Source organism: Pseudomonas sp. PDM30 (genome assembly GCF_019218985.1).
Lineage (GTDB): Bacteria > Pseudomonadota > Gammaproteobacteria > Pseudomonadales > Pseudomonadaceae > Aquipseudomonas > Aquipseudomonas jessenii.
In genome coordinates, this window is sequence record NZ_JAHUWM010000016.1 from 22,712 (window position 1) to 47,786 (window position 25,075).

At 60.1% G+C, this 25,075-nt stretch carries 32 protein-coding genes; 11 read left to right on the top strand and 21 right to left on the bottom strand.

What is annotated here, in order from left to right:
- Window positions 1-10 precede the first annotated feature (10 nt).
- Complete coding sequence (locus KW840_RS26830; RefSeq protein WP_057715458.1) at window positions 11-571, top strand: Rrf2 family transcriptional regulator; 561 nt, start codon at window positions 11-13, stop codon at window positions 569-571.
- Between the two features lie 95 nt (window positions 572-666).
- Here KW840_RS26830 and KW840_RS26835 read toward each other — a convergent pair whose 3' ends face one another.
- Window positions 667-1,002, bottom strand: coding sequence for a hypothetical protein (locus KW840_RS26835; RefSeq protein WP_057715459.1), 336 nt, complete (start codon window positions 1,000-1,002; stop codon window positions 667-669).
- A 99-nt stretch (window positions 1,003-1,101) separates the two neighbouring features.
- Window positions 1,102-1,287: a hypothetical protein gene (locus KW840_RS26840; protein ID WP_057715460.1), complete on the bottom strand. Its 186-nt coding sequence runs from the start codon at window positions 1,285-1,287 to the stop codon at window positions 1,102-1,104.
- 165 nt (window positions 1,288-1,452) lie between these two features.
- Here KW840_RS26840 and KW840_RS26845 point away from each other — a divergent pair, with 165 nt between their 5' ends.
- Together KW840_RS26845 and osmE are read left to right on the top strand one after the other, a co-directional pair.
- The gene (locus KW840_RS26845) at window positions 1,453-1,692 is read left to right on the top strand and encodes a hypothetical protein (protein ID WP_057715461.1); all 240 of its coding nucleotides are present in this window, start codon (window positions 1,453-1,455) and stop codon (window positions 1,690-1,692) included.
- Window positions 1,693-1,705: 13 nt separating this feature from the next.
- The gene (gene osmE / locus KW840_RS26850; RefSeq protein WP_057715462.1) at window positions 1,706-2,056 is read left to right on the top strand and encodes an osmotically-inducible lipoprotein OsmE; all 351 of its coding nucleotides are present in this window, start codon (window positions 1,706-1,708) and stop codon (window positions 2,054-2,056) included.
- A 130-nt stretch (window positions 2,057-2,186) separates the two neighbouring features.
- On the opposite strand, the gene KW840_RS26855 is transcribed toward osmE, so the two are convergent.
- Entirely contained in the window at window positions 2,187-2,375 is a 189-nt protein-coding gene (locus tag KW840_RS26855) for an SPOR domain-containing protein (protein WP_057715463.1), read from the bottom strand.
- Between the two features lie 217 nt (window positions 2,376-2,592).
- Here KW840_RS26855 and KW840_RS26860 point away from each other — a divergent pair, with 217 nt between their 5' ends.
- A complete protein-coding gene (locus KW840_RS26860) occupies window positions 2,593-2,955 on the top strand; it encodes an NUDIX hydrolase (protein ID WP_057715464.1) in 363 nt (120 codons plus the stop codon).
- Between the two features lie 3 nt (window positions 2,956-2,958).
- Here KW840_RS26860 and KW840_RS26865 read toward each other — a convergent pair whose 3' ends face one another.
- From KW840_RS26865 to KW840_RS26905, 9 genes are all read right to left on the bottom strand, one after another.
- Window positions 2,959-3,657, bottom strand: a complete 699-nt coding sequence (locus tag KW840_RS26865) for an alpha/beta hydrolase (protein WP_218498326.1) — start codon at window positions 3,655-3,657, stop codon at window positions 2,959-2,961.
- A gap of 42 nt (window positions 3,658-3,699) precedes the next feature.
- On the bottom strand, window positions 3,700-4,473 hold the full coding sequence (locus KW840_RS26870; protein WP_090454739.1) for a 1,6-dihydroxycyclohexa-2,4-diene-1-carboxylate dehydrogenase: 774 nt from the start codon (window positions 4,471-4,473) through the stop codon (window positions 3,700-3,702).
- A gap of 157 nt (window positions 4,474-4,630) precedes the next feature.
- Window positions 4,631-5,644, bottom strand: coding sequence for a benzoate 1,2-dioxygenase electron transfer component BenC (gene benC, locus KW840_RS26875; protein WP_057715467.1), 1,014 nt, complete (start codon window positions 5,642-5,644; stop codon window positions 4,631-4,633).
- Window positions 5,645-5,654: 10 nt separating this feature from the next.
- Window positions 5,655-6,143 carry a benzoate 1,2-dioxygenase small subunit gene (benB, locus tag KW840_RS26880; RefSeq protein ID WP_090454737.1) on the bottom strand — a complete coding sequence of 163 codons (489 nt, stop codon included), beginning with the start codon at window positions 6,141-6,143 and terminating at the stop codon, window positions 5,655-5,657.
- Window positions 6,140-7,504, bottom strand: a complete 1,365-nt coding sequence (gene benA, locus KW840_RS26885) for a benzoate 1,2-dioxygenase large subunit (protein ID WP_218498327.1) — start codon at window positions 7,502-7,504, stop codon at window positions 6,140-6,142. Before benA ends, benB begins: the two co-directional genes overlap by 4 nt.
- 268 nt (window positions 7,505-7,772) lie before the next feature.
- The gene (locus KW840_RS26890; protein WP_057715470.1) at window positions 7,773-8,732 is read right to left on the bottom strand and encodes an AraC family transcriptional regulator; all 960 of its coding nucleotides are present in this window, start codon (window positions 8,730-8,732) and stop codon (window positions 7,773-7,775) included.
- Window positions 8,733-8,943: 211 nt separating this feature from the next.
- Window positions 8,944-9,873, bottom strand: coding sequence for a catechol 1,2-dioxygenase (catA, locus tag KW840_RS26895; RefSeq protein ID WP_057715471.1), 930 nt, complete (start codon window positions 9,871-9,873; stop codon window positions 8,944-8,946).
- A 53-nt stretch (window positions 9,874-9,926) separates the two neighbouring features.
- Window positions 9,927-10,217, bottom strand: coding sequence for a muconolactone Delta-isomerase (gene catC / locus KW840_RS26900; protein WP_218498328.1), 291 nt, complete (start codon window positions 10,215-10,217; stop codon window positions 9,927-9,929).
- A 10-nt stretch (window positions 10,218-10,227) separates the two neighbouring features.
- A complete protein-coding gene (locus KW840_RS26905) occupies window positions 10,228-11,376 on the bottom strand; it encodes a muconate cycloisomerase family protein (protein ID WP_167362859.1) in 1,149 nt (382 codons plus the stop codon).
- Window positions 11,377-11,500: 124 nt separating this feature from the next.
- Here KW840_RS26905 and KW840_RS26910 point away from each other — a divergent pair, with 124 nt between their 5' ends.
- Complete coding sequence (locus tag KW840_RS26910; protein ID WP_057715474.1) at window positions 11,501-12,388, top strand: LysR family transcriptional regulator; 888 nt, start codon at window positions 11,501-11,503, stop codon at window positions 12,386-12,388.
- A 232-nt stretch (window positions 12,389-12,620) separates the two neighbouring features.
- On the opposite strand, the gene KW840_RS26915 is transcribed toward KW840_RS26910, so the two are convergent.
- Window positions 12,621-13,520 (bottom strand): polysaccharide deacetylase family protein, encoded by a 900-nt coding sequence (locus tag KW840_RS26915; protein ID WP_218498329.1) that lies wholly within the window; start codon window positions 13,518-13,520, stop codon window positions 12,621-12,623.
- Window positions 13,521-13,727: 207 nt separating this feature from the next.
- Here KW840_RS26915 and KW840_RS26920 point away from each other — a divergent pair, with 207 nt between their 5' ends.
- Complete coding sequence (locus tag KW840_RS26920; protein ID WP_218498330.1) at window positions 13,728-14,408, top strand: SOS response-associated peptidase family protein; 681 nt, start codon at window positions 13,728-13,730, stop codon at window positions 14,406-14,408.
- 159 nt (window positions 14,409-14,567) lie between these two features.
- On the opposite strand, the gene KW840_RS26925 is transcribed toward KW840_RS26920, so the two are convergent.
- The 3 genes from KW840_RS26925 to KW840_RS26935 all read right to left on the bottom strand — a co-directional run bounded on the left by KW840_RS26925 (window position 14,568) and on the right by KW840_RS26935 (window position 15,788).
- Window positions 14,568-14,714, bottom strand: a complete 147-nt coding sequence (locus KW840_RS26925; protein WP_167362858.1) for a hypothetical protein — start codon at window positions 14,712-14,714, stop codon at window positions 14,568-14,570.
- A gap of 64 nt (window positions 14,715-14,778) precedes the next feature.
- Complete coding sequence (locus KW840_RS26930; protein WP_167362889.1) at window positions 14,779-15,090, bottom strand: AzlD domain-containing protein; 312 nt, start codon at window positions 15,088-15,090, stop codon at window positions 14,779-14,781.
- Window positions 15,090-15,788 (bottom strand): AzlC family ABC transporter permease, encoded by a 699-nt coding sequence (locus tag KW840_RS26935; protein WP_007978998.1) that lies wholly within the window; start codon window positions 15,786-15,788, stop codon window positions 15,090-15,092. The genes KW840_RS26930 and KW840_RS26935 overlap by 1 nt, the downstream gene beginning before the upstream one ends.
- Window positions 15,789-15,955: 167 nt before the next feature.
- On the opposite strand from KW840_RS26935, the gene KW840_RS26940 reads away from it, so the two are divergent.
- The 3 genes from KW840_RS26940 (at window position 15,956) to KW840_RS26950 (ending at window position 18,475) form a co-directional block, all read left to right on the top strand.
- On the top strand, window positions 15,956-16,891 hold the full coding sequence (locus tag KW840_RS26940) for a sensor domain-containing diguanylate cyclase (protein WP_090457832.1): 936 nt from the start codon (window positions 15,956-15,958) through the stop codon (window positions 16,889-16,891).
- Window positions 16,892-17,176: 285 nt separating this feature from the next.
- Complete coding sequence (gene dapA, locus KW840_RS26945; RefSeq protein ID WP_218498331.1) at window positions 17,177-18,052, top strand: 4-hydroxy-tetrahydrodipicolinate synthase; 876 nt, start codon at window positions 17,177-17,179, stop codon at window positions 18,050-18,052.
- Between the two features lie 60 nt (window positions 18,053-18,112).
- Window positions 18,113-18,475, top strand: coding sequence for a DUF2784 domain-containing protein (locus KW840_RS26950; protein ID WP_090454727.1), 363 nt, complete (start codon window positions 18,113-18,115; stop codon window positions 18,473-18,475).
- Between the two features lie 19 nt (window positions 18,476-18,494).
- Here KW840_RS26950 and KW840_RS26955 read toward each other — a convergent pair whose 3' ends face one another.
- Both KW840_RS26955 and KW840_RS26960 read right to left on the bottom strand, forming a co-directional pair.
- Window positions 18,495-20,039: a sensor domain-containing diguanylate cyclase gene (locus KW840_RS26955; protein ID WP_218498332.1), complete on the bottom strand. Its 1,545-nt coding sequence runs from the start codon at window positions 20,037-20,039 to the stop codon at window positions 18,495-18,497.
- A gap of 84 nt (window positions 20,040-20,123) precedes the next feature.
- Window positions 20,124-20,651, bottom strand: a complete 528-nt coding sequence (locus tag KW840_RS26960; protein ID WP_218498333.1) for a DUF3087 family protein — start codon at window positions 20,649-20,651, stop codon at window positions 20,124-20,126.
- 233 nt (window positions 20,652-20,884) lie between these two features.
- Here KW840_RS26960 and ppnN point away from each other — a divergent pair, with 233 nt between their 5' ends.
- Together ppnN and KW840_RS26970 are read left to right on the top strand one after the other, a co-directional pair.
- A complete protein-coding gene (gene ppnN, locus KW840_RS26965) occupies window positions 20,885-22,258 on the top strand; it encodes a nucleotide 5'-monophosphate nucleosidase PpnN (RefSeq protein ID WP_057715483.1) in 1,374 nt (457 codons plus the stop codon).
- Window positions 22,259-22,347: 89 nt separating this feature from the next.
- Window positions 22,348-22,788: an NUDIX hydrolase gene (locus KW840_RS26970; RefSeq protein ID WP_154862400.1), complete on the top strand. Its 441-nt coding sequence runs from the start codon at window positions 22,348-22,350 to the stop codon at window positions 22,786-22,788.
- A gap of 168 nt (window positions 22,789-22,956) precedes the next feature.
- Here the strand turns inward: KW840_RS26970 and KW840_RS26975 are convergent, their stop codons facing one another.
- From KW840_RS26975 to KW840_RS26985, 3 genes are all read right to left on the bottom strand, one after another.
- The gene (locus KW840_RS26975; protein WP_057715485.1) at window positions 22,957-23,280 is read right to left on the bottom strand and encodes a DUF6124 family protein; all 324 of its coding nucleotides are present in this window, start codon (window positions 23,278-23,280) and stop codon (window positions 22,957-22,959) included.
- A gap of 906 nt (window positions 23,281-24,186) precedes the next feature.
- On the bottom strand, window positions 24,187-24,726 hold the full coding sequence (locus KW840_RS26980; RefSeq protein WP_218498334.1) for a type II secretion system protein: 540 nt from the start codon (window positions 24,724-24,726) through the stop codon (window positions 24,187-24,189).
- Window positions 24,701-25,075, bottom strand: a complete 375-nt coding sequence (locus KW840_RS26985) for a type II secretion system protein (RefSeq protein ID WP_057715487.1) — start codon at window positions 25,073-25,075, stop codon at window positions 24,701-24,703. The genes KW840_RS26980 and KW840_RS26985 overlap by 26 nt, the downstream gene beginning before the upstream one ends.

The window sequence follows — 25,075 nt, forward strand, 5'->3', positions numbered from 1 at the left end:
GGAGATTTGCATGTCTCTTTACAGCGCGGGTGTCGAATACGGCATCCACTGCCTGCTTTTTCTGGTGGGTAATGGCGGCGACTCGCGCGAAGCGAGCGTGCGCGACCTTGCCGATCTGCAAGGCGTCCCTCAGGACTATCTGGCGAAAATCTTCACCAAGCTGGCCAAGTCCAAACTGGTGGTCGCCACCGAAGGCGTGCGCGGTGGCTTCAAGCTGGCCCGGCCCGCTGACGAAATCACCTTGCTGGATATCGTCAATGCCATCGACGGCCGCAAGTCGATTTTCGATTGTCGGGAGATCCGTGGTCGTTGCGCCGTGTTTGACGGTGCCCCGCCTGAATGGGCACTGGAGGGTCTGTGCGCGATCAATGGCGCGATGATGGTTGCGCAAAAACGCATGGAAGAGGCCCTCGCACAACAAACCATCCTCGACATCGCCAGGAAATTCGGGCGCAAGGCCCCGCCAGAGTTCGGCGTCAAAGTGGAAAGCTGGATGAACGAGCGCCGGGAACGCAAAAGTGCCGCCCAGGCCAGTGAGCAAATCATTCCGACGACCAACCTTTCAGACTGATCCACACAAAAAAAAACCGGATGCGCGCCAGGCATCCGGTTTTTTTCTGGATTCAGGCGAACATCGGTCGCTGACCGATTTTCAGCCTCCCGCGCTTACAAACAGTCGCGCACGATTTTGCGCAGGTCGCCGGACTTGGCCCAAGGTGGCCCCTGATACAGCGAAACCCGGCTGCCTTCCTTGTACTTCACGATATCCAGCACTTCGTCGGCCGTGATCACGCTGGGCGCGGTGATGCGGAATCCGTTGGATATCGAAACCTGGGTCGTATTCGATACTTCCTTTTGCCAGGCAGGCAACACGCACGCCGCATACTCTTTTGGCGTCTTCTCGCTGTGCTTGCTGACATTCGGCTCACCCGGTACCAACGAAGCCGGCAACGAGCACCCGCCCAGCAATGCCAACACGACTCCCCCCATCAACATCCGCATGCTGTTTCCTTTAATTTGAAATAAGAAAATGTAGCTCGCCGTCGTCCCTACAGCCATCCCCAACGATTCAGCGACTGTCATTGATATCGCTTGCCCCGGTTAGTTCCTTGAATTCAGATAATCCATCCATCTTTCGCAGGCGTCATGCTGACGTTGTGTGACTTGCTCCCATTGCGGCCCGCTGAGTTGATGGGCCGATATCAGTTGCATCGTCTCGTTGGTTGCCGCCTCCAGGTCAGCGATCAATTTCTGGGCCATGGCCCTGAAATCATCGGTTGTGGTCATTTTACGTCGCCCCCGCAGGAACAATCAGCACTTGAGTAGGACAGCTTATTTTTTCGTTCACTGTAGTTTTCCCGACCAAAGGAGACCTCGCTGACTCAGACGAACACAACATACGGCGCGGTAAACAGGTCTAAAATTTTGGTGTGCAAAGTTCAGGAGGTCATCATGTGGCTTAACAAATCGGAACAGGAACTTCGGCGCGATCTGCAAGGGCTTGCGTCAGATTTGCGCTGGTCGGCCGTCGAGCTGTTGCGCATCGAGCAGCAATTGCGCCTGCTCGGGAGCGAAGTCGACGCGCAAGCCGTTCAAAGACTGTGTTCTTTATTTCAGGGCGATGAAGAAAAACTGTCCGGCTACGCCGAGGAAGTGAAGGCCAAGGTCATTAGCCGCAACAAGGCTCAATAGCGGGAGCGCTGCCATGAACAGACCTCTATTCACGCTGGTCGTCGTACTGACCGCGTTGGCAGGCTGCAGCACCAACTCGATCTACAAGGATCAGCCGCTGGTCGCGAAAGTCGACACCGGCATGACCCAGGAGCAAGTCCGGCAAATCGGCGGCCAGCCACTGGCGGTCAGCGATCGTAGCGTCGAACCCGGTACGTGCTTTGACTACAAACTGACTCATGCCGACCATCAGCAGCCGTACAACGTCAGTTTCGACGGCCGCGGCATGGTCGACCACAAGAGCTTCATGACCTGCGCGGAGTGGAGCCACACGCAGCAAAAGGCCCGGGAACCCTCCCGCCCCAGCGGAGGCGGCGGCTACTAGCGCCCTTGAGGATTTTGCAGGCTGTAGGAGCGAGCTTGCTCGCGATGGACTCAAGCGCGGCGGGTTTAGCCAGGAAACACGCGTTATCGTTAGCGACCATCGCGAGCAAGCTCGCTCCTACAGGGGGGCTTCATTTTCCCGCTGGCCTGGCAGCACGTGCCCTGTAGCCGGGCAGCGATGCGGCAAATGCCAGCGCTTCTTCCCGACTGGCAAACGAGCCAAGTCGGTCACCCTGGGTACATACCCGCCAGGGGCCGTTGTTCACGCTGAGTACGTCATAACCATTCATGTGCATCTTGTTCAACATCGGAACGCTCATAGTCACCTCCTCTCGGGCAGTGATCTCAGGTTGACCTGCCTACCTTACACCCACCCTTGTCCAAAATACCGACCAGACGTCGCCATGGAAATTCCCGAAATCGATTGCACTTTTCCTCGCATTGCCCCCTCGAATTACTCGTAAAGTGCTCAATCGGCCCTGGCCCGAATGCTGCATTTCAATGCCTGCACCATCTCAACCGGCCATTAGGTAATCAATGAAAGTACGCGCAACGATCATCTTCGAGCAGGAAAGGCATGTACTGCTGGTACGCAAGCGAGGAGGACGCTGGACGCTGCCCGGCGGCAAGCTTGAACAGGGTGAAAGCGCAGCCGATGCCGCCGTTCGCGAGCTGCTGGAGGAAACCGGCCTGCGGGTCGACGAGTTGATATACGTGCTGGAACTGGAATCGGGCGGCACCCGACACCACGTATTCGAGGTGTCGGTGCTGAATCTGGAGCAATTGCGGCCGCTGAACGAAATCACCGATTGCATCTGGCACCCGCTTGATGCGCTACACAACCTGAACATCAGCGACACCATGCGCAGTATTGCCAGCACCTTTGTGCGCCGCTTGTAGGCCCTAGCCTTTGGCCAACGCCGTCGCAGCCCTGTCGATCAAGGCCGCCACTTCGGCGGGCATCGACGCCAATGACGCGTGGCTGGCATTCAAGGTCAGGATCTCCCTGGCGTTGAGCCGCTCCGCCATCCATTGCTGGTTCTGTGGCGCGATCATCCGGTCTGCGGTCGAAATCTGATACCACGATGGCTTTTTCTTCCAGGCCACCGTTCCAATCGTGTCACCGAAGGTACTCGCCAGCGGCGCTTTCTGGGTGATACCCATGACCAACCCTTCGGTCGCCGGCAGGTCCTGACAGAAGCTTTCGTGGTAGAGCTCAGGCTTGACCCACAGGTATCCGTCGCTGTCGGGAGCCAGGTTGGCCGCCGCCGCTGGCAGATGCCTTTGCGTGATGCCACCGGGGCTTTCACCGGCGTCCGGTGCGAACGCGGCGATGTACACCAGGCCCACCACATTCGGCAAATCACCCGCTTCGGTGATCACCGCGCCGCCATAGGAATGCCCCACCAGCAGCACCGGACCGGGCACCTGGGCGACCATCTTGCGCGTACGCTCGGCATCATCGGCCAGCGAAGTCAGTGGCAACTCGACGGCACGAATGCGCGTGTCACCCCGGCTGACCAATTTAACGATGACCTTGTTCCAGTGGGCAGCGCCGCCCCAAAAACCATGGACCAGCACGATCGTGGGTTTATCACTCATCACCATGACTCCGTTTGCCGATGGGGTTGTCTGTCGTTCGCCTCAGCCCTGATCGCCTCCGCCCACGGGCATGACCATGCCGGTGATATAGGACGCGTCGTCGCTGGCCAGAAACAGAATAGCCCCCGCCTGCTCATCCAGGGTGCCGTAGCGTTTCATCAAACTGCTGTCGAGGGTCTGGTCGACGATCTGCTGGTACCAGAGTTTTTCCTGCTCACTCTGCTCGGCACCATTGCGGGGTATGCGTCGCGGCGGTGCTTCGGTGCCGCCAGGCGCCGTGGCGTTGACTCGCACGCCGCGACCGGCGGTTTCGAACGCCAGACAAGCGGTCAAGGCATTGACCCCACCCTTTGCCGCACCGTAGGGCACGCGGTTGAGGCTGCGGGTGGCGATGGAGGAAACGTTGACGATTGCACCGCTGCCCTGCTGCAACATGAACGGCAGCGCGGCATGGCAACACCACAAGGTCGGGAACAGCGAACGGCGAACCTCGGCCTCGATCTGTGACGCTTCATAGTGCTCGAACGGCTTGGCCCAGATCGTCCCGCCGACGTTATTGACCAGCACATCGAGGCGACTGAAGCGCTCGACGGCGGTTTGCATCACCCGACTGCATTCCTCGTATTGCTCAAGGTCGGCGGTCAGGGCCAGTACCTGGGTGGTTGGCGCCAACTGTTGCTGGACTTCGAACACCAGGTCGGAGCGATCCACCAGGATCAGCTTCGCCCCTTCGGCGGCCATACGCTCGGCCACCCGCCGCCCGATACCTTGGGCGGCACCGGTGATCAGGGCGACTTTTTCGTGAAATCTGTTCATGTGTACCTCATGAAGAAGGTTGCCGTTCAACTGTGGGAGCGAGCTTGCTCGCGAAGAGGTCCTTCCAGTCAACATATCTGGTGACTGCCAGACCGCTATCGCGAGCAAGCTCGCTCCCACAGGGGGTATTTACCAAGCAAGGGAAATCGCCTGCGACTCACGCCGCGCTGGCAGCAAATTTTTCGTAGTAGAAATTCGCCGGTTTGATGCCTTGCTCGCCAATGTACCGGCTGACGGCTTCGACCATCGGCGGCGGGCCGCACAGGTAGACGTCGACGTCGCCATCGTTCAAATGCCTGGGCTCGATGTGCTGGGTCACATAGCCCTTGAGCGGGTGTTGGCTCTCGGGGCTGGCGACGCAGGCGCTGAAGGTGAAGTTGGGGATGCGCGCGGCAAAGGCTTCGAGGCGGTCGAGTTCCACCAGGTCGAAATCGTGGGTCACGCCGTAGATCAGATGCAGCGGGTGATCGCTGCCCTGCTCGGCGATCTTCTCCAGCATCGCGGTGAACGGCGCCAGCCCGGTGCCACCGGCCAGCAGCAACAACGGCCGACGGATGTCGCGCAGGTAGAAGCTGCCCAAGGGACCGGCCAGGCTCATGCAGTCGCCGGCCTTGGCCATGCCGGTGAGGAAGCTGCTCATCAGGCCACCCGGCACGTTGCGGATCAGGAAACTGACCTCACCGTCGCGCTGCAACGAGCTGAACGAATAGGCACGGGTCTGCTCGCTGCCGGGAATCCCCAGGTTCACGTATTGCCCCGGCAGGAACGCCAGTTTGCTCAGGGATTCGCCCTTGATCGACAGCGCGATAGTGCTGTCGGACAGTTGGCGCACGGCACTGATGGTCGCGTCGTAGCTGGCCTGACGGGTGCGACAAACCTCGGAGGACGTCGGCACCCGCACCACGCAATCGCTCTGGGCGCGCATCTGGCAGGTCAGGACAAAACCCTGCTCGGCCTCTTCAGGGCTGAGGGCGTCTTCGATGTACTCCTCGCCCAGATCGTAGGTGCCGGCTTCGGCAAAACACTTGCAGGTACCGCAAGCACCGTCGCGGCAGTCCAGCGGGATGTTGATGCCCTGGCGGTACGCGGCATCGGCCACGGTTTCGCCGACGTTGGCGTCGATGAACCGGGTGACGCCGTCTTCAAAATTGAACGCAATGGAATGGGTCATGACGGCAGTCTCACAAGTGGTAGACATCGATGACCTGGCGAACGTAATCGTTCTTCAGAATCACTTTCTTGGCCAGGATCAGCAGGTTTTCACCGCGCACGTCGAGGGTGTAGAAACTGCTGCCGAAATAGCTGTCGACGGTCTTGTAGCGAAAACTCAGGGTGTGCCAGTTGAAGCGCACCTTGCACAGTCCGTCGGCCTGTTCGAGCAGCTCGATGTTGCTGATGTTGTGGGAGGTGCGGGTGTCCGGCACGCTGGCGCTGGAGCGCTCGGTCTTGATGCGGAAGACGCGGTCTTCAAGGCCCGTGCGGTTGCCGTACCAGATCAGCGAGATTTCCCGCTGCGGGTCTTCGGTCAATTCGTCGTTGTCGTCCCAGGACGGCATCCAGAATGTCGCGTCGGGGGCGTACAGTTCCAGCCACTCGTCCCACTGGCGGTCGTCGAGGTAGCGCGCCTCGCGGTAGAGGAAATCGCGCACGGCATCGTAAGAAATGGTCATTGCACGTCCTCCACGGCGATCAGCTTCGACTGTTCGGCAGCCAATGCCTTGAGCATGGTCTGCTGCCAGTACTTGTGTTGCAGCACGAACAGGCCTTCGTCTTCGGTGCGCACGCCGCTGAGCAGCGGATGCAGGTCGATTTCTTTTGCAGCCTCGTCAGCACCTTCAATCCAGTGCTCGGCGCCACGGGACATGTCGTTCCAGGTGGTGACGCTGCCCTGGTAGCTGGTCTGGCAGGAGCGGAACTCTTCCAGATCGTCGGGCGTGGCCATGCCGCTGACGTTGAAGAAATCCTCGTACTGGCGAATCCGGCTCGAACGGGCGTGGTCGCTCTCGCCTTTGGGGGCGATGCAGTAGATGGTGATTTCCGTGCGGTTGACTGAGATCGGCCGGGCAATGCGGATCTGCGAGCTGAACTGGTCCATCAGGTACACGTTCGGGTACAGGCACAGGTTGCGCGAGTTCTCGATCATCCAGTCGGCGCGAGCCTTGCCGAAGTCTTGCGCCAGCTCATCGCGGCGCTCGTACAGTGGACGGTCCTCGGGGTTGGCCCAACGGGTCCAGAGCAGCATGTGGCCCTTGTCGAAGGAATAGAAACCGCCGCCCTGCTTGGCCCAGTTGCCGGCGCTCATGGTCGGGTTGGTGTCGCCGGCTTCGCGCTGCTTGCGCTGGTTCTGGGTGGCCGCGTAGTTCCAGTGCACGGAGCTGACATGGTAGCCATCGGCGCCGTTCTCGGCGGTGAGTTTCCAGTTGCCTTCGTAGATGTAGCTGGAGGAGCCACGCAGCACCTCCAGGCCATCGGCGGACTGGTCGACGATCATGTCGATGATCTTCGCCGACTCGCCCAGGTGTTCGACCAGTGGCAGCACATCGGCTTTCAGGCTGCCGAACAGGAAGCCGCGATAGGACTCGAACCGCGCAACCTTGGTCAGGTCGTGGGAGCCTTCGCAGTTGAAACTCGACGGGTATCCGGCGTTGGCCGGGTCCTTGACCTTGAGCAGCTTGCCGGAGTTGTTGAAAGTCCAGCCGTGGAACGGGCAGGTGTAGGAGCTCTTGTTGCCGGACTTGTGTCGGCACAGGGTCGCGCCGCGATGGCTGCAGGCGTTGATAAAGGCGTTGAGCACACCGTCCTTGTTGCGCGCGATGAAGATCGACTGGCGCCCCATGGTAGTGGTGTAGAAATCGTTGATGTTGGGGATCTGGCTTTCGTGGGCCAGATACAGCCAGTTGCCTTCGAAGATGTGTTCCATCTCCAGATCGAACAACCGGGGGTCGGTGAACATCTCGCGCTTGCAGCGATAGAGGCCTTGCTCGGGATCGTCTTCAAGCAGGGAATGCAAATATTCGGGTCGCAGGGTCATGGCCGCCGCCTCCATTGTTATTGTTCAGGCAGGGGTCATGCTAGGACGGGGGGTCAGGCTGGAATATCCGCGCAGTGCAGACCTTTATCCGTTTTGTGCAGTGTGTTTTTTGTAGGAGCGAGCTTGCTCGCGAAAAACCTGAGAGCACTGCGGGGTGTCAGGTTCCCCGCGTCATCGTTGACCTCCATCGCGAGCAGGCTCGCTCCTACAGTAGATCGGGTACATCCGCGAGCGACTGGTCGACTACAAGGCCGCCATTGCTGGCGCCTCAATGCCGGCGCTTGAGGGTATCGGACGGCAATTCGCCGAACTGCTTGCGGTAGCTGTCGGAGAACCGGCCCAGGTGCAGGAAGCCGTAATCCATTGCCACTTCGGTGACGTTGCGCACGTTGCAGGTCGGATCGCTGAGGCAGGCGTTGATGCGTTCCAGGCGTTTCTGGCGTAGATAGTTTTTCGGCGTGAGGCCGGCATTTCGCTCGAACAATCCGTACAACGAGCGCAGGCTCATGTGGGCCTGGCGCGCCAGCTCTTCGCTGTCGATGTCCTGTTTGAGGTTATTGGCGATGTAGTCGGCAATCGCCTCGAACGTGGCCGTCTGCGAGCCCAGTTCGAGGCGGCTGACGTTGGTTTTCATCAAGCTGAGCATCTTGCTGACGATGATCTGCGTGTAATGCTCCTGGACCCTGGGGATCTGCTCGGTGGATTCGGCCTCCTGGCAGATCATCGCCAACAGGTTGACGAAGCCTTCCAGTTCATCGAGCTGATAACGGTTTTCCAGAAACCGCACGCCCTGCCCCGGATAGCGCCAGCGCTGCTCATCGCAGACCGATTCAAACAAGCGGGTCGGGACTTTGAGGATGAATTTTTCGCAATCGGCGGAGTACGTCAGGTCCACCGGATCGTCAGGATTGATCAGCAGCAATTCGCCGGGAGCGAAGTAATGTTCCTGGCCGTGGCCACGCCACAGGCAATTGCCGCGCAGCAGCACTTGCAGGTGATAGATGCTGTCCAGCGCACCGGACGTCACCCGCACACTGGCACCGTAGCTGATGCGGCACAGGTCGAGGCTGGCGAACTTGCGATGGTCGAGACTGGCCAGCGGGCTGCCGGCACGGGGCATGAGAATGCAGTGGTTACCGACGTGCTGATTGACGTAGCCCGACACCGCATAGGGGTCGGCATGGTCGAATACTCTGCTGCGCTGACTCAACAGTTGAGCTTGCATCATCGGGTCACTCTCGTTGTTGTTATAGGTTGCGTCGGGGCATTCTAGAACACTGCATCAGTCCCTTGAGATTTTCCAGACAGTTAGCCGAAACCCTTGTGGGAGCGAGCTTGCTCGCGATGACGGAGTGCCAGTCAACATGGATGTTGAATGTAAAACCGCTATCGCGAGCAAGCTCGCTCCCACAGAGTGGTGATCCCACAGGGTCGTGCTATCAGTCTTCCAGTGCGCGAACCCGCTCGTGGCGCTGCTGTTCTTCAGGCTGGGCCGACGACTGCAGGGTGAAATCGAAGTCAATTTCGGCAAAGCGACCGCTGACACCATGGGCCGCCGCGCGCTGCTGATCGTCGCTGAAGGTGATTTTGGCGATCAGTTCGTCACGGGTGGCGTAGGCGAAATCGTCGTGCAGGTATTGATCGCCGTCGAGGTTGATCTGGGTGGTCAGGTGGCGATGATCCGGCGCGGAAATGAAGAAGTGCACGTGCGCCGGGCGTTGGCCATGACGACCCAGTTGATCGAGCAGTTGCTGGGTCGGACCGTCCGGTGGGCAGCCATAGCCCGACGGCACGATGCTGCGGAAACGATAGCGGCCTTCGGCGTCGGTCACGATACGGCGACGCAGGTTGAATTCCGATTGCGTGGTGTCGAAGTACGAGTAGGTGCCACCGGTATTGGCGTGCCAGACGTCTACCACGGCACCGGCCAGGGGTTCGCCAGCGGTGTTGAACACCCGGCCTTGCATGAACAGGGTCACACCCGGATCGACGCCGTCGTCCAGACGCGCTTCGCCTTGCGACAGCGGCGCACCCGCCACGTACAGCGGGCCTTCGATGGTGCGCGGGGTGCCACCGGACTTGCCGGCCTGCTCGTCTTCGGCGTCCATCAGCAGGTCGAGATAGTGCTCCAGACCGAGACCGGCCACCACCAGCCCGGCTTCCTGGCGAGCGCCCAGCACGTTGAGGTAGTTGACGGCTTTCCAGAACTCTTCCGGGGTCACGGCCAGGTCTTCGATGATGTTCACCGAATCACGCAGGATGCGATAGACCAATGCCTTGGTCCGTGGGTTGCCGGCATCGTTGAGCAGGCCGCTGGCCTCTTCGAGAAATTTCTGGACTTCGGCAGTGTGGGAAATCTTGACGTTCATTTTGAAGGGTTCCTCATCTTGTAATTATTAGCGTAGCGCTGAACAGGCTGGGCTCAGCGGTCATCGTCACGGATGGAAGAAGGATGCCGGCACATCGCGTCGATTTCGATGGCCATGTACGGGAACAGCGGTAATTGCATCAGCAGGTCATGCAGTTCCTGAACGCTGTCGACATCGAACATGCTGTGGTTGGCGTAGTGCCCGGCGATGCGCCACAGGTGGCGCCACTTGCCCTGCTCTTGCAGGCGCTGGGCCAGGGCTTTCTCGTCAGCCTTGAGTTTGGCTGCCGCTTCGGGATTCATGTCGACCGGCAGATTCACGGTCATTTTTACGTGGAACAGCATAATGCTCTCCTCAGGCTTGATGAATGGCGGTGGATGTCTTGTCGCGGCGGAAGAACGCCAGGCGCTCTTCATCCAGGCTCAGGCCCAGGCCCGGCGTTTTCGGCACGTGCAGTTCAAAATCGCGATACACCAGCGGTTCGCTGAGAATGTCTTCGGTCAGCAGCAACGGGCCGAACAGTTCGGTGTCCCACGCCAGCTTGTTCAGGGTGACGAAGGCATGGGCCGAGGCCATGGTGCCCAGGCCACCTTCAAGCATGGTGCCGCCGTACAGGGCAATACCGGCCGCTTCAGCGATCGAGGCGGTGCGCAATACGGCACGTGGGCCACCGTTTTTGGCGATCTTCAGGGCGAACACCGAAGCTGCGCCTTCGCGGGCCAGGTTGAACGCATCTTCCACGCATTCGATGGATTCGTCGGCCATGATCGGCGCCGGGCTCATGGCGTTGAGGCGAGCCATGCCGGCGCGGTTGTTGCGCGAGATCGGCTGTTCGATCAGGTCGATGCCATTGGTGCCGAGGATCCTGCAGGCCCGCAGCGCCACCGCTTCGTCCCAGGCCTGATTCACGTCGACCCGCACGCTGGCGCGGTCACCCAGGGCCTTCTTGATGGCGATGACGTGGGCCAGGTCGCGGTTGACCTCCCCGGCGCCAATCTTCAGTTTGAAGATACGGTGGCGACGCAGGTCGAGCATTTTTTCCGCTTCGGCGATGTCCTTCTCGGTGTCGCCGCTGGCCAGGGTCCAGGCCACGGGCAGCGCATCGCGAACACGACCGCCAAGCAATTCGCTGACCGGCAGGCCGAGGCGTTTGCCCAAGGCATCGAGCAGTGCGGTTTCAATACCGGATTTGGCGAAGGTGTTGCCACGAATGCTGCGCTCCAGGCGCAACATGGCCGCGTTGACATTGTTGCTGTCCTGGCCGATCAACAGTGGCGCGAAGTGCGCGTCGATGTTGGTCTTGATGCTGTCCGGGCTTTCATTACCGTAAGCCAGACCACCGATGGTGGTGGATTCGCCGATGCCTTCGATGCCGTCGGCGCAACGCACGCGGATGATCACCAGGGTCTGGTTCTGCATGGTGTGCATCGCCAGCTTGTGCGGGCGGATGGTCGGCAGATCGACGATGATCGTCTCGATCGACTCAATGGCTGTTGCAAGCATTTCGATACCCGTCAGGTTCTTGAAGTTCTGGAATCGATTCTCGTACGGCTTTTTTCCTGAAGCCAATATAGAATTGGTCTGACTTGATACCTTAAAGGTATGCAACTGATTGACTGGAGGCCCCATGGAACTGCGGCACCTGCGTTACTTCCAGGTATTGGCTCAAACCCTCAACTTCACCCGCGCGGCCGAGTTGCTGCACATCGCCCAGCCGCCCTTGAGTCGGCAGATCCAGCAACTGGAGGACGAACTGGGGGTAATGCTGCTCGAGCGCGGCCGACCGCTGAAGTTGACCGACGCCGGGCGGTTTTTCCACGAGCACTCCACCGCCCTGCTCGAACAACTGAACAAGGTCTGCGACAACACCCGGCGCATCGGGTTGGGTGAGAAAACCTGGCTGGGTATCGGCTTTGCGCCGTCGACACTGTATGGCGTGCTGCCGGAACTGATCCGCCGGTTACGCAGTGGCGAGCCGCTGGAGCTGGAGCTGGGGCTTTCTGAAATGACCACCCTGCAACAGGTGCAGGCGTTGAAGGCCGGGCGCATCGATATCGGTTTCGGTCGAATCCGTATCGACGACCCGGCCATCGTCCAGACCGTGCTCACCGAAGACCGCCTGGTCGCCGCCCTGCCCGCCGGGCATCCGTTGCTCGCAGGGCCCATCAGTTTGCGGGAACTGGCCAAGGAACCCTTTGTGCTGTACCCCGGCAATCCAAGGCCGAGTTACGCCGACCATGTGATTGCCCTGTTCGAGTCCTACGGCGTGAGCATCCACGTCGCGCAATGGACCAACGAGCTGCAAACGGCGATCGGGTTGGTGGGGGCGGGAATCGGCGTCACGCTGGTACCGGCCTCGGTGCAGTTGCTGCACCGCGACGACATCGGCTTCACCCCGCTGCTGGAAGACAACGCCACCTCGCCGATCATTCTCAGCCGACGGGTGGGCGATGTATCGCCGGGGTTGAACCATTGTTTGCGGATGATTGATGAGCTGCTGCCACCAGCAGCGTAAGGCAATAGAACAGGCGATAATCACCTGTGGCGAGGGGGCTTGTCGGATCGCCGCACCGCCCCGTTCGGCGGCGCAGCCGTCGCAAGCTCAGATGGTTTTAGGGCCGCTGCGCGCCCCAACGGGGGCAAGCCCCCTCGCCACAGGTCAGTGTTCACTGGGAACCTGGGTCAGCCCGCAACCCGCCCCGTGAAATTCGCAATGAGTGCGATCCAGTTCTCATTTCTGCAAGCGTCTAACGGGTGTTCCCGCCCCAGATCCAGTTCCAGAACCCCGGCAATTCGACCGGCTGCGAACCGTCACGCACGGTGCGCGCCATGGCCGCCCGCTGTAACGCAGCCTGATCGTCGTAAAACGGCTTGTCGGCGGTTTTCACCCCGGTCTCCCGGGCGCTGTCGAGCAGAATCTGCAGGTATTCGCGGGTATGCCGGGCGGTATAGCGGTTGAGGTCGTGGAAGGTCACCACCACCGGAATCACGCCATCGACCACCGGCAACTCGCCGCGGGCAATGCGTTCGCGAACTTCGGACATCGAGCGCAGCATGTGCGACCGGCGCCGGGGGCTGGCGTTGAAGCCCCAGATCTTGCCGTCATTGGCGCTCAAGTCGGTGAGCAGTACATGCAGGCCATGCCGCTGATAAGCGGCGAAGGTGCGTTTGTCGTAGTTCCAGAATGGCGGGCGCAACAGGGTTGGCGCAGCGCCGGTAATCGCAGCGATGTCGGCGCTGCCATCGGTGAGGGCCTGCTCCAACACGGGTGGGTCAAGGGAACGATGATTGGTGTGCCGGGGTGTTGCCGTGTGGAAGCCCAGGATATGACCTTCGGCATGTTCACGACGCATGATGTCCCGGCCCAACTCGCTGCCACCGGCTCGCGGAGCGCGGGTTTGCACGAAGAACACGGCCTTGATGTCCGTTTGCAGCGGGTTTTGCGCCAGGCTCTCCAATACAGTGACGGTCGGATTCCACCAACTCGATGCACTGGGGCCGTCATCGAAGGTCAGCAGAAACCGGATGGGGGGTTGCGCCTGCAAACGCTGCTCGGTCCGCGGAGTCATTTCGATGGGTGCGGCGATACAGCCGAACAAACCCACTGCCAGGGCGCACACCGTTAAACACTTGAACAATCGTTTCATCTTTTGCCTTGGGCCAGACCATCACGGTCGATACTTCAATGGGCAAGGATCCTTCGCCCGCTCATCCGTCGTCGGCCCGCATCGAGACGACGGGCCGAGGTTGGATAGGGTACACAGGGTTTGGTTCCGGTGCTTGCCAGGCCCGTTTCGCCACGAGCAACTAAACTCAAAGCTTCGGTCGGAGCGTCTTAACCGGAGTGTCAGGCCATGTGCGGACGACTGTCGCAATACCGTGGAATCCACGACTTCGTAGCGGTGCTGAGCATCCCCGACGCGCTGATCAATCGCGTCGGCAACGAACCCCTGGGGCACTATAACGCCGCCCCCACCACGCAACTCGCCCTGCTGCACCTGGAGAATGAGCGGCTGCACGCCGATGCCGTGCGTTGGGGTTGGCGACCGCACTGGGCGACGGATCGCACGGAGCCGGTCAATGCCCGGGTCGAGAAAGTCGCCCACGGCCCGTACTTTCGGGCGATCTGGCCCCATCGCGCGATCTGCCCGATTGATAACTGGTTCGAATGGGTCGACACCGGCGAGGCCAACAAACAACCGTGGCTGATCCGGCGACGGGACCGCGCCCCGGTTTTCTGCGCGGCCATCGGCCAGTACCCCATCGGTGGAGCGCCCCACAGGGAGCACGACGGTTTCGTCATTCTGACGGCCGACAGCGCGGGCGGCATGCTTGACGTGCATGACCGCCGCCCAGTGGTGTTCTCGCCCGAACTGGCGCGGGAATGGCTGGACCCGGCCACGCCCAAGGAGCGAGCCGAGGAAATGGCGTTATCCCAGGGCGAGGCCAGCGATGTATTCGAGTGGTACAAGGTCGACAGGGCCGTTGGTAATGTCAGGAACCAGGGCGCCACGCTGATCAAGGAAGTTCCATGAACTGATCAACAGCTGTAGGAGCGAGCTTGCTCGCGATGGAGCCAAGAGCGCTGCGTTTAACCAGTAAACACGCGTTATCGTTGACGACCATCGCGAGCAAGCTCGCTCCTACAGCAGCATTACGCTCAATGGAGGGGCTTCGTTGTATTCCCGTGCCGCTCAGAACTTGCGGTCAGGCTCTGACAGTTCCTTACCGTCGTCAGGATGCTTCCAGTCCGGTACCGAACGTTTCTGCTGCTCAATCTCTTCTTCCGTGGGTTCGTCCTCATCTTCTTCCGGGTCCGGTTGCTTGGGTTCATTGGCCATGTTCACCTCTCTTCCTGAAGGGATCGGTCATCAACTTAAGCTTAGATCAGTTCCCCTGCCCCGCTCAGAGCCACCAGCGCAGCAAAAAGAAGAAGCCCATGCTCAACAGCATGCTGAGCAACGTATTGCGCGTGTAGAGCACCAGCCCGACCGCCACCAGCGAGCTGATCAGATAGGGATTGTCCCAGTGCAGATTCAGCTGTTTTTCCGGCATGAACACAATCGGCCCGCAGATGGCGGTCAACATGCCCGGTACGGCAAACCCGAGGAACTGCCGGGCATTGCTGCTCAAGCGTAGCGGCAGTCGCGGTTCCAGAAAAACATAGCGGTTGAGGAACACCAACACGCCCATTCCGATAATCACTGCCCAGACCATCATGTGCGTCCACCGTAGAATTTATTGCAGACAAACCCGGCGGTCATGCCCGCCAGCCCCGACAGCACCAGCGCCGAGCCCCATTGCCAGTAGCTGAACAGCACCGAGCAGAACAGCGACACCGCCACGCACACCACGGTCGGCACATTGCGCACCACCGGGGTGATCAGGGCGATGAAGGTCGCCGCGATGGAGAAATCCAGGCCCAGGTGTTCAAGGCCGGGAATGCTGCTGCCGAGCACAATGCCCGCCAGGGTGAACAGGTTCCAGGCGATGTAGAACGTCAGGCCCACGCCCAAGGCGTACCAGCGGTTGAACTGCTGTTTGTCGTGCTGGCTGGTCAGGGCGAACAACTCATCGGTGAGCAAAAACCCCAGGCCCGCGCGCCAGCGCCCCGGCAATGGCGAAATCACCGAGCGCATGCTCATCCCGTAGAGCAAATGCTGGGAGGTCAGCAGCAGTGTGGTCAGCAAGATCGAAAAAATCCCGGCACCGCCCTTGAGCATGCCGATGGCCACCAGTTGCGCGGCACCGGCAAACACAATGCTCGAAAGGCCCTGGCCTTGCAGGGGCGTGAGGTTGGCTTCGATGGCCATGGAACCGGCCAGCAAGCCCCAGGGCGCGGTGGCCAGGGACAACGGCATGATCGCCGCTGCGCCGCGCAAAAAGGCACTGCGCGGCATGATTGAGTTGGACATAACGTTCTACAGACAGGGATAGACCCCAGACTGTGCCAGCAGTCGCGGCCGAAGGCTTGAACAATCTTGCTCACTGATACGTGAAGTGCCATTCATCGGCTGCCCGCTTGATTCGCCAAAGTGCTAGCAACATGATGGCCCTGCATTTTCATCGAGGCAGGCCCTTCATGAGTTCAGTGGAAACCGACAGCGACGTTTATAAAACCCTGCTTGAATCGACCCGGGCGATTCCCTGGCGCATCGACTGGAAAACCATGACGTTCAGCTACATCGGGCCACAGATCGAAGAACTGCTGGGCTGGAAACAGCACAGCTGGGCGTCGGTCAATGACTGGGTCGAGCGCATGCATCCGGATGACCGCGACTACGTGATGGACTTCTGCGTCTCGCAATCGCGCGCCGGTATCGATCACGAGGCCGACTATCGCGCACTCACCGAAAGCGGCGAGTACGTCTGGATCCGCGATGTGGTGCATGTGGTGCGCAAGGACGGCGAAGTCGAGGCGCTGGTAGGTTTCATGTTCGATATCAGCGAGCGCAAGAAAACCGAAGAGCACCTGATCCGCCTGCAAAAGCAGCTTGAAGAGTATTCCTTCCAGGACGGCCTGACCGGCATCGCCAACCGGCGCATGTTCGACACCGTGCTGGAGCGCGAGTGGAACAATGCCCAGCGCACCGGCTTGCCATTGTCGGTGATCGTGCTGGATATCGACTACTTCAAGCAGTACAACGACCATTACGGCCACATCAAGGGCGACGAATGCCTGCGCCGCGTTGCGCAAACCTTGTCCCTGGCGGCGAACCGGCCACGGGATTTCATTGCGCGGATCGGCGGTGAAGAGTTTGTCTGGCTGCTGCCGGAAACCGATGCCGAGTCAGCGCGGCTGGTGGCGCACAAGTGCCTGCACCTGATTCGCCAGCAGCAGATCCCCCATGAATTCTCGAACGTGTCGAAGCTGCTGAGTATCAGCCTCGGCGTCGGCACCACCCTGGCGTCGATGCACGCGACGGCCCTGGAATTCGTCGAACAGGTCGATCATTTGCTGTACAAGGCCAAGCACAATGGCCGAATGCGCGCCGAGTACGCTGATTTTCGTGATTGACAAACGGCGCGCCGGCTTTTAAAACTGAGCGCCTCACTCAGGGTGTAAGCAAGTATGTCCGCAACCTTCAATCTCGACTCTTCCGTCATTGGCTTGATTGCCAAGGCGCAAGGTTGCGTTGCGCACGCCCTCAAATCGAAGAAACAGTCGCTCATGTGACCGGGGCGCGCTGTCCCGTCAGATGAGCTGACAGGACATTGAGCGCGACGGACCACCCTCCCCTTGCTTACTCTCCTTCCATGCCCCTGACGGTGACGAAATCGGTCAACCATCAGGAGAAAGTGCATGTCAGCGTTTCAAGGTATCTGGGTTCCACTGGTCACACCGTTCCACAACGGTGCCATCGATTTTGTCGGCTTGCGCCGGCTGGTCAGCCATCTGCTGGAAAAAGGTGTCGACGGACTCATCGTTTGCGGCACCACCGGCGAACCGGCGGCGATGGGCAAGCATGAGCAACTGGCGGTGCTCGATGCGGTGCTGGAACTGGTGCCGGCGCAACAGGTGGTCATGGGCCTGGCCGGTAACAACCTGACCGAGTTGTTGCAGTTCCAGAGCGAGATCCTCAAGCGCCCGGTGGCTGGCCTGCTGGTGCCGGCACCGTATTACATCCGCCCTTCCCAGGCCGGCCTCGAAGCGTTTTTCCGCACGGTCGCCGATGCCTCCAGCGTACCGCTGATTCTCTACGACATCCCATACCGTACCGGCGTGGCCTTCGAACAGGCGACCCTGCTCAACATCGTCGCCCACGAGCGGATCGTCGCCATCAAGGATTGCGGCGGTAATTTTTCCAACACCCTCGCCTTGCTCAACAGCGGCCTTGTCGACGTGCTGTGCGGCGAAGACAACCAGATCTTCAATGCCCTGTGCCTGGGCGCCAAAGGTGCGATTGCCGCGTCGGCGCATGTCCATCCCGAACTGTTCGTACAATTACACCGACAGATCCGCGACAACCAATTGGCCGAGGGCCGTGCCACGTTTTTCCGTTTGCTGCCACTGATCAACAGCCTGTTCCTGGAGCCCAACCCGGCCCCGGTGAAAACCGCGCTGGCCCTGCAAGGCTTGATCGGTGACGAACTGCGCGCGCCCATGCAACGCAGCAGTGAACCGATGACCGAGCGTTTGAAGGGTGTGCTCAGCGCATTGGGCCGCGACAATCGATAGAGCAACGGCCTGCGGCCCGAGTAACATGGAGCGATTCGTTCAGCCTTCAGGGGCACCGACATGCTGTACCGAATCGCCGCCGACGGGCTGATGCTGTTTCACTTGCTGTTCATCGTGTTTGTGTTGTTCGGCGGGTTGCTGGTGCTCAAATGGCGCCACCTGATCTGGTGGCACCCGCCGGCCGCGCTGTGGGGTATGGCGGTGGAGTTCTTCCACCTGCCCTGCCCGCTGACCGACTGGGAAAACCGCATGCGCCATGAAGCCGGGCAAACCGGCTATGGCGGAGGATTCATCGAGCATTACATTTGGCCGGTGATTTACCCGGCGGGGCTGACGCCCGGCATTCAGTTGGGATTGGGCGCCGTGGTGTTGCTGATCAACGTGCTGATCTATCTTCGGTTGATCAAGCGATGGGCTGCCTGATCTTCAACCAGCCCGACGTTCAGTTGGCAATCACGCTCATGTTCCGCCCACTGGCCTTGGCCACGTACAGCGCCTTGTCTGCCGCACCAATCAGGTCTTCGGGGCGGACCTGGGACGCGGCATTGCTGGCACAGACGCCGACACTGACGGTCACGATGCCTTCCGGGCTGTCACTGTGGGCAATGTCGGCCTGCAGTACCGCACGGCGGATTTTCTCCGCCACCAGAAATGCCCCCACGTAGTCGCTGCCGGGCAGCACCACGGCAAACTCTTCGCCACCATAGCGGGCGGCCAGGTCACCGGGACGCTTGATGCTGTTCGTGATGATCGCACTGACCTTGCGCAAACACTCGTCACCGGCCAGGTGGCCGTAGCAGTCGTTGAACGGTTTGAAATGGTCGACATCAATCATCAACAGCGCCAATTCGGACTGGCTGCGTCGGGCACGGCCCATTTCGGCATCGATGAAAGCGTCGAGCTGACGGCGGTTGGCCAGCCCCGTCAGCGCGTCCTTGAGGGCCAGGCCTTCGAGGTTGCGATTGACCTCCAGGAGCTTGTCCTGGGTGTCCAGCAACTCGACCTGCACCATATTCTGCTGCCTCATCAGCTTGATAAGCCGAAACCCCAGTACCCCGAGAAAACTCAGCAACAGCGCGACGATGCCGGCGCTGAGCAGCGTCTCCTTGCGCCAGCTGCCGAGCACTTCATCCTTGTTCACCGCGGTAAAAACGATCAGCGGATAACCTTCGACCCGGCGATAGCCCGTCACCCGCTCGACACCGTCAACGATCGACCTGAGCGTGGCCGTACCCGCGTCGCCCTTGGGCAACAACTCGTTGAACAACGGGCTCTTGGCGAGGCTGGAACCGATATCCGCTTCCTTGAAGGGCCTGCGAATGACAATGCGGGCATTGTCGGCAATCAGGTTGATCACGCCGTTACTGCCCATGTCGATGCTGTCGTAGAGCTGCAGGAAATGGCTGAGGTAAATCGTCGCCACCGCCACCCCGGCAAAGCTGCCGTCGGGATGATTGAACCGGCGCGAAACCGTCATGATCCATTCACCGCTCGAACGGCTCTTGATCGACGGCCCGATGTGCGGCCCACGGCTGGGGTTATCGCGATGGAAGGTGAAGTATTCGCGGTCGGAATTGTTGACGCCGGTTTGGCCGGCGCCGTTGGAATTGGCGATCCATTGCCCTTTTTCGTCGAAAACGAACACGCCATGGAGCTGACTCAACTCACTGCGCTGGGCATTGAGCAATGCCGGCAGCCGGGATTGATCCACACCCTCGTGCTCCAGCCGATCGACCAGGGTGAACAACAGTGTGTCGGCCTGCTTGATCGTTGCCTGCGCTTGCGATGCCAGGGTCTGCGCAAGGTTGGACATCGTCACTTCCTTGTCATGCAGGTAGTACTGGCGCGAGCTCCAGGCTTCCCAGATCACGATAGCCACCATCGACAGGCACACTGCGAGCAGCAGGATCACCGCCGAGCGAACCTTGAGCCGGGGCACCGCTGGCCGGAGCATTTCAATATGATCGTTGATCGATGGATGTACCATGCTGCTCCCTGATTGTCTGTGACAGGGCGATTCTTCCTGATCGCCTCTTTTGCTGACTATGCCTGATACAGGCTCGCAATGATGTTAGCGCGACGCCTGCTTTACCGCCTCCAGCCACGCCGGATCCAGCCGCGTCTGTTCGGTGTCGATGCCCAGCGCTTGCATTCGTTCCTTGTGCTGATCCATTTCGCGGAGTAACTGGCCGTGGTCGCTGGAGTTGCCATCGAGTTGATGCATCTGGTTCAACCCCAAATGGTAGAAACGCAACAGCTTCATCGCAACCGGATCGCCCTTTTCCACGGCCGTCGTTACATGATGCATGACATTGGTAACGCTCATCAGGCTGCGCTTGAGTTGCCAACTGTAGACCGCCGGCGCCATCCATTCCTGGCGCCAGAACACCTTGCGCATCAACGCTGCCATCGCCAGCACCGCAACGAACACGCCACCGGCATTGAAGCGCAGATTGTCGCCTCCCGGCGTGCCGAACAGAGCCACCGCCGCCGTGGACAGCACCATCGCCAGCGCCAGAAAGATCAGGGCAATGATGACCGTGCTGCGCCGGGTCTGTTGCCGGTAGGTATCGGCGTTCATCGGCTGGATTTCGAACATTGCGTCGGGTTTCCTGAGCTTCAATGGTAAAAAGGGGTCTGAGGCAAAAAGACTGCGGGCCATTATCGCCTCTGCGCGGGATTTAGCTATGCTGGGGCTCCTTTTCATCTTTTCATCGTCAAGCGGGGACATGGCGAGACTGCGCAGTTCGTGCCATCTTCTTTCATGAGTACACATTATTCGGATGCCATTCGTTGTTGTTGTGTGAATGACATCGTTTTAAGGATCATTGAATGACCCAACGCCAAGTTATCAACGCCTCCGTCAGTCCCAAAGGCAGCCTGGAAACACTCTCGCAACGGGAAGTCCAGCAACTGAGCGAAGCCGGTTCCGGCAGCACCTACACCCTCTTCCGCCAGTGCGCCCTGGCCATCCTCAACACCGGCGCCCATGTCGACAACGCCAAGACCATCCTTGAAGCCTACAAGGATTTTGAGATCCGCATTCACCAGCAGGACCGTGGCGTGCGCCTGGAACTGCTGAACGCCCCGGCCGACGCCTTCGTCGACGGTGAAATGATCGCCAGCACCCGGGAAATGCTGTTCAGCGCCCTGCGTGACATCGTCTACACCGAAAACGAACTCGACAGCCAACGCATCGACCTGAGCAGCTCCCAGGGCATCAGCGATTACGTCTTCCACCTGCTGCGCAACGCCCGCACCCTGCGCCCTGGCGTCGAGCCGAAGATCGTGGTGTGCTGGGGCGGGCACTCGATCAACACCGAAGAATACAAATACACCAAGAAAGTCGGCCACGAACTGGGCCTGCGCAGCCTGGACATCTGCACCGGTTGCGGCCCCGGCGTGATGAAAGGCCCGATGAAAGGCGCCACCATCGCCCACGCCAAGCAACGCATCCACGGCGGCCGCTACCTGGGCCTGACCGAACCCGGAATCATCGCCGCCGAGGCGCCGAACCCGATCGTCAACGAACTGGTGATCCTGCCGGACATCGAAAAACGCCTGGAAGCCTTCGTCCGCGTAGGCCACGGCATCATCATCTTCCCGGGCGGCGCCGGTACGGCCGAAGAGTTCCTGTACCTGCTGGGCATCCTGATGCACCCGGGCAATGAAGGCCTGCCCTTCCCGGTCATCCTCACCGGGCCGAAACACGCCGCGCCGTACCTGGAACAACTGGACGCATTCGTCGGTGCGACCCTGGGCGAAACCGCCAAGCAGCACTACCAGATCATCATCGATGACCCGGCCGAAGTGGCGCGGCAGATGACCCAGGGTCTCAAGGCGGTCAAGCAGTTCCGCCGCGAGCGCAACGACGCGTTTCACTTCAACTGGCTGCTGAAAATCGACGAAGGCTTCCAGCGCCCGTTCGACCCGACCCACGAAAACATGGCCAACCTGAAACTGAGCCTCGACCTGCCGTCCCACGAACTGGCAGCGAACCTGCGCCGCGCGTTCTCCGGCATCGTCGCCGGCAACGTCAAGGACAAGGGCATCCGCCTGATCGAAGAACACGGGCCGTACCAGATCCGTGGCGACGCGGCGATCATGCAACCGCTGGACCTGCTGCTCAAAGCCTTCGTCGCCCAGCACCGGATGAAACTGCCGGGCGGCGCGGCGTATGTGCCGTGTTATCGGGTGGTGGCATAACCCTTTCGGTGTAATAACGCCGGCATGAGCTTTACCGTCGCGAGCCGCAGTGAAAGCTGCGGTTCGCGGCACTCTATGGAAAGAAAAAAATGCGCCAACGTAATTCCGCCAGACTGCTGGTGATCAATCCCTCGCAACAGGTTCTGCTGTTTCACTTCCAACACAAAAACGATGCCCTCGCTGGCCAAAGCCACTGGGCGACACCCGGTGGAGGTCTTGAGCAAGGTGAATCCTTCGAGGCTGCGGCGGTTCGTGAACTGTTTGAAGAGACGGGTTTACTCATCGACACGGTGGGGCCGAGCGTTGCAGAACGCAGTTTTCCGATGATGCTGCCAAGCGGCGAAACGGTGTTGTCCGTTGAGCGCTATTTCGTGGTTCGTACCGACAGTGAACACCTGTCCCGGGAGGGATGGACGGCTAACGAAGTCCGGGTAATGGCTGACCATAAATGGTGGTCGGTGGCAGAGCTGCAAGAGACCCGAGAAACGGTGTGGCCGGAGCAGTTGATCACGATGCTGGAAAACGCCTGAAGCGTGCAAGCGAACACAACCCCTGTGGTGAGGGGGCTTGCCCCCGTTCGGCTGCGCAGCAGTCGCAAATCCACTCAGCGCGGTCAGCCTGAAAAACCGCATTGCCTGATTTTGGGGCCGGTGCGCAGCCCAACGGGGGCAAGCCCCCTCGCCACAAAGGTTCTGTGTTTAGTCCAATGGGGCAACGTTATCCAGAGCGCGGTTGACTGCCAGGTCGGCCAGCATGATTACCTGCTGGATACCCAGCAGCATGCTGCGCTGGGGGCCGTCCAGAAACGTGGCGAAATCAGTCGCCATCACGCTTGCTGAAGCCAGCGATTCACAGGCGTGGGCCAACAGGGTTTCGGTGTCGATGTTCGGGGCGATGACGAACATCGTGCTGGGATTGTGGGGGGCGATGCTTTTGAGGATGGCAGGTTTCAGGTGGAGAGTTGATGCACGCTGACTGGTATCGGCTTTTGATTCGGGGGGATTTGGCGTGGGTTTGACCATGACGAAGCTCCTTGATTGATGGAGCCGCCACAATTCGCTGCGAAACGAAGAAGGTGGCGGCCATACGCGGGTTCGCAGACCGGGAATCAAGGAACCCGGCAGACCCGAAAGTCTCCCGCGCACAGCCGCCATAACGCAAAACAGTGGGCGAACAAAAGCGCCAACTGCAAGGAAACGGTGGCGCTGAGCGCCTTGATTAACCTGGGCTGCGAAACCCGATCGCTGAATTTGCAGCGACCCGGCAACGATAGAATCAGGGTCCAAGGCCCACAAGCCGGCGGATTCTGGCGTAGATGTAGGCAACGACGCAAGGCGGTGTAGCCTCACTCCTGGTCCTACAGCCGCCTCTGACATCCACAAATTCCTGTGGTGTGAGCCAAAGGATTATCGTTGGTTGTAAGACCGCCATCGCGAGCAAGCTCGCTCCCACAGAAGAGCAAAAAGCAGAGCATCCCGCACCACCGCGTCGCTTCTCACCACTCATCAGGCCGAGCGTTAGCTCGCCTGCAGCTTTTGATCTTGATCCACCCGCCCCCTCGGAAGGCTGAGTGGAGGTGTTTATCCGGGGGATTGGCGCGCAGCGCCGTTCGACGCAGTCGAACTCATTGCATGTAGGTCGAAGCGAAGCCGACCGGAGGGCAATGCCCCCGGATGAATACCGCAGCGAAGGAACGCCGAGCCTCAGCGAGGGGCCGTACGTAAGGGGCGAGACTTTTTGGTTCCTTTTGTGTCGTTTGACAAAAGGGACTCGCCGTAAGGGCGAAACCGCCAGCCGCCGTTACCGCAACAATGGATATGTACACGGTCAACAAAAGACAGGTCGGCTGTCAGGCCGCCTTCGCGAGCAAGCCCGCTCCCACAATTGGACCGGGTACATTTGGCGGAAATGTGTTGGCTGTTCAAGGTTCAAGGCTGCAATGCCTGGGGCCCGGTGGAATGTTCTTTCGGCGGCCCGTCGGTACCTTCGAAGGAGACTTTCTCGGCCACGAACTGCCAGTCCTTGTAGCTGGCCATGCCTTTGAAGTCCGCCCACTGGCTGGGAAAATTCTCCTGCTTGAGCGGCTTCTGCTCGGACGGGCAGTACACGCCGCTGATCCGCCCGTCAAAATCACGCATCAGCTCCCATTCGCCCCCTGTCATCGGCTCCGGGTACAACTGCCGCAGATGATGCCTGGCCGACGGGAAACGCTCGTCCTGCAACAGGTCCTTGAGTTCTTTCGGATACTGGGCCATACCGGGCGAACTGCGGTAATAGCTGCGCAGCGCCTGGGCATATTGCGTACCGACCCAGAGCAACTGGTTTTCGCGATCTCGGCGCGCAGCGGTGGCCCACAACTCGCCGGCACTGGCCAGACCCATGCCCAGCACGACGACCAGAAACAGCACACCCAAGTAGGTGAAGCCGTCCTGGTTCGAAGGTTTACCACTCGGAATACAGGCTGCCATCACGCGCCCTCCCGCTGGCCCCACTCTTGATATCGGCCACCCCGCCCGCCACGCCATCCGGTGGCGCGACTATGACCCAGGTGTCCTTGCGCTCGGCAATCGGGTCCAGAGGCTGGTTGCGCAGGTAGCGCAGTTCGACCAGCTGTTCGATGGAATCGGGATAACGCCCGGTGTCTCCATAGTAATGATCCAGCGCCTCGCGCATGGACGACAGGCTCTGATGCAAGGTGGTCTCTTTGGAAGCTTCCAGGCTGCTGAAGTAGCGTGGCAAGGCGATCGTCATCAGGGTCGCGATGATTGCCATGACCACCATCAGTTCAATCAGGGTAAAGCCCTTTTGCCGACGCAT

Coding starts and splice junctions, on each gene's coding strand:
- KW840_RS26985 (WP_057715487.1), bottom strand. CDS start 25,075: ATGCGTCGGCAAAAGGGCTTTACCCTGATTGAACTGATGGTGGTCATG.
- KW840_RS26915 (WP_218498329.1), bottom strand. CDS start 13,520: ATGAAACGATTGTTCAAGTGTTTAACGGTGTGCGCCCTGGCAGTGGGT.
- KW840_RS26955 (WP_218498332.1), bottom strand. CDS start 20,039: ATGGTACATCCATCGATCAACGATCATATTGAAATGCTCCGGCCAGCG.
- KW840_RS26960 (WP_218498333.1), bottom strand. CDS start 20,651: ATGTTCGAAATCCAGCCGATGAACGCCGATACCTACCGGCAACAGACC.
- ppnN (WP_057715483.1), top strand. CDS start 20,885: ATGACCCAACGCCAAGTTATCAACGCCTCCGTCAGTCCCAAAGGCAGC.
- KW840_RS26970 (WP_154862400.1), top strand. CDS start 22,348: ATGCGCCAACGTAATTCCGCCAGACTGCTGGTGATCAATCCCTCGCAA.
- KW840_RS26940 (WP_090457832.1), top strand. CDS start 15,956: ATGAGTTCAGTGGAAACCGACAGCGACGTTTATAAAACCCTGCTTGAA.
- KW840_RS26980 (WP_218498334.1), bottom strand. CDS start 24,726: ATGGCAGCCTGTATTCCGAGTGGTAAACCTTCGAACCAGGACGGCTTC.
- benB (WP_090454737.1), bottom strand. CDS start 6,143: ATGACCATTTCTTACGATGCCGTGCGCGATTTCCTCTACCGCGAGGCG.
- dapA (WP_218498331.1), top strand. CDS start 17,177: ATGTCAGCGTTTCAAGGTATCTGGGTTCCACTGGTCACACCGTTCCAC.
- KW840_RS26935 (WP_007978998.1), bottom strand. CDS start 15,788: ATGTCCAACTCAATCATGCCGCGCAGTGCCTTTTTGCGCGGCGCAGCG.
- KW840_RS26860 (WP_057715464.1), top strand. CDS start 2,593: ATGAAAGTACGCGCAACGATCATCTTCGAGCAGGAAAGGCATGTACTG.
- KW840_RS26925 (WP_167362858.1), bottom strand. CDS start 14,714: ATGGCCAATGAACCCAAGCAACCGGACCCGGAAGAAGATGAGGACGAA.
- KW840_RS26845 (WP_057715461.1), top strand. CDS start 1,453: ATGTGGCTTAACAAATCGGAACAGGAACTTCGGCGCGATCTGCAAGGG.
- catA (WP_057715471.1), bottom strand. CDS start 9,873: ATGAACGTCAAGATTTCCCACACTGCCGAAGTCCAGAAATTTCTCGAA.
- KW840_RS26855 (WP_057715463.1), bottom strand. CDS start 2,375: ATGAGCGTTCCGATGTTGAACAAGATGCACATGAATGGTTATGACGTA.
- benC (WP_057715467.1), bottom strand. CDS start 5,644: ATGACCCATTCCATTGCGTTCAATTTTGAAGACGGCGTCACCCGGTTC.
- KW840_RS26870 (WP_090454739.1), bottom strand. CDS start 4,473: ATGAACAGATTTCACGAAAAAGTCGCCCTGATCACCGGTGCCGCCCAA.
- KW840_RS26835 (WP_057715459.1), bottom strand. CDS start 1,002: ATGCGGATGTTGATGGGGGGAGTCGTGTTGGCATTGCTGGGCGGGTGC.
- KW840_RS26890 (WP_057715470.1), bottom strand. CDS start 8,732: ATGATGCAAGCTCAACTGTTGAGTCAGCGCAGCAGAGTATTCGACCAT.
- KW840_RS26840 (WP_057715460.1), bottom strand. CDS start 1,287: ATGACCACAACCGATGATTTCAGGGCCATGGCCCAGAAATTGATCGCT.
- benA (WP_218498327.1), bottom strand. CDS start 7,504: ATGACCCTGCGACCCGAATATTTGCATTCCCTGCTTGAAGACGATCCC.
- osmE (WP_057715462.1), top strand. CDS start 1,706: ATGAACAGACCTCTATTCACGCTGGTCGTCGTACTGACCGCGTTGGCA.
- KW840_RS26950 (WP_090454727.1), top strand. CDS start 18,113: ATGCTGTACCGAATCGCCGCCGACGGGCTGATGCTGTTTCACTTGCTG.
- KW840_RS26910 (WP_057715474.1), top strand. CDS start 11,501: ATGGAACTGCGGCACCTGCGTTACTTCCAGGTATTGGCTCAAACCCTC.
- KW840_RS26830 (WP_057715458.1), top strand. CDS start 11: ATGTCTCTTTACAGCGCGGGTGTCGAATACGGCATCCACTGCCTGCTT.
- KW840_RS26930 (WP_167362889.1), bottom strand. CDS start 15,090: ATGGTCTGGGCAGTGATTATCGGAATGGGCGTGTTGGTGTTCCTCAAC.
- KW840_RS26865 (WP_218498326.1), bottom strand. CDS start 3,657: ATGAGTGATAAACCCACGATCGTGCTGGTCCATGGTTTTTGGGGCGGC.
- catC (WP_218498328.1), bottom strand. CDS start 10,217: ATGCTGTTCCACGTAAAAATGACCGTGAATCTGCCGGTCGACATGAAT.
- KW840_RS26920 (WP_218498330.1), top strand. CDS start 13,728: ATGTGCGGACGACTGTCGCAATACCGTGGAATCCACGACTTCGTAGCG.
- KW840_RS26905 (WP_167362859.1), bottom strand. CDS start 11,376: ATGCTTGCAACAGCCATTGAGTCGATCGAGACGATCATCGTCGATCTG.
- KW840_RS26975 (WP_057715485.1), bottom strand. CDS start 23,280: ATGGTCAAACCCACGCCAAATCCCCCCGAATCAAAAGCCGATACCAGT.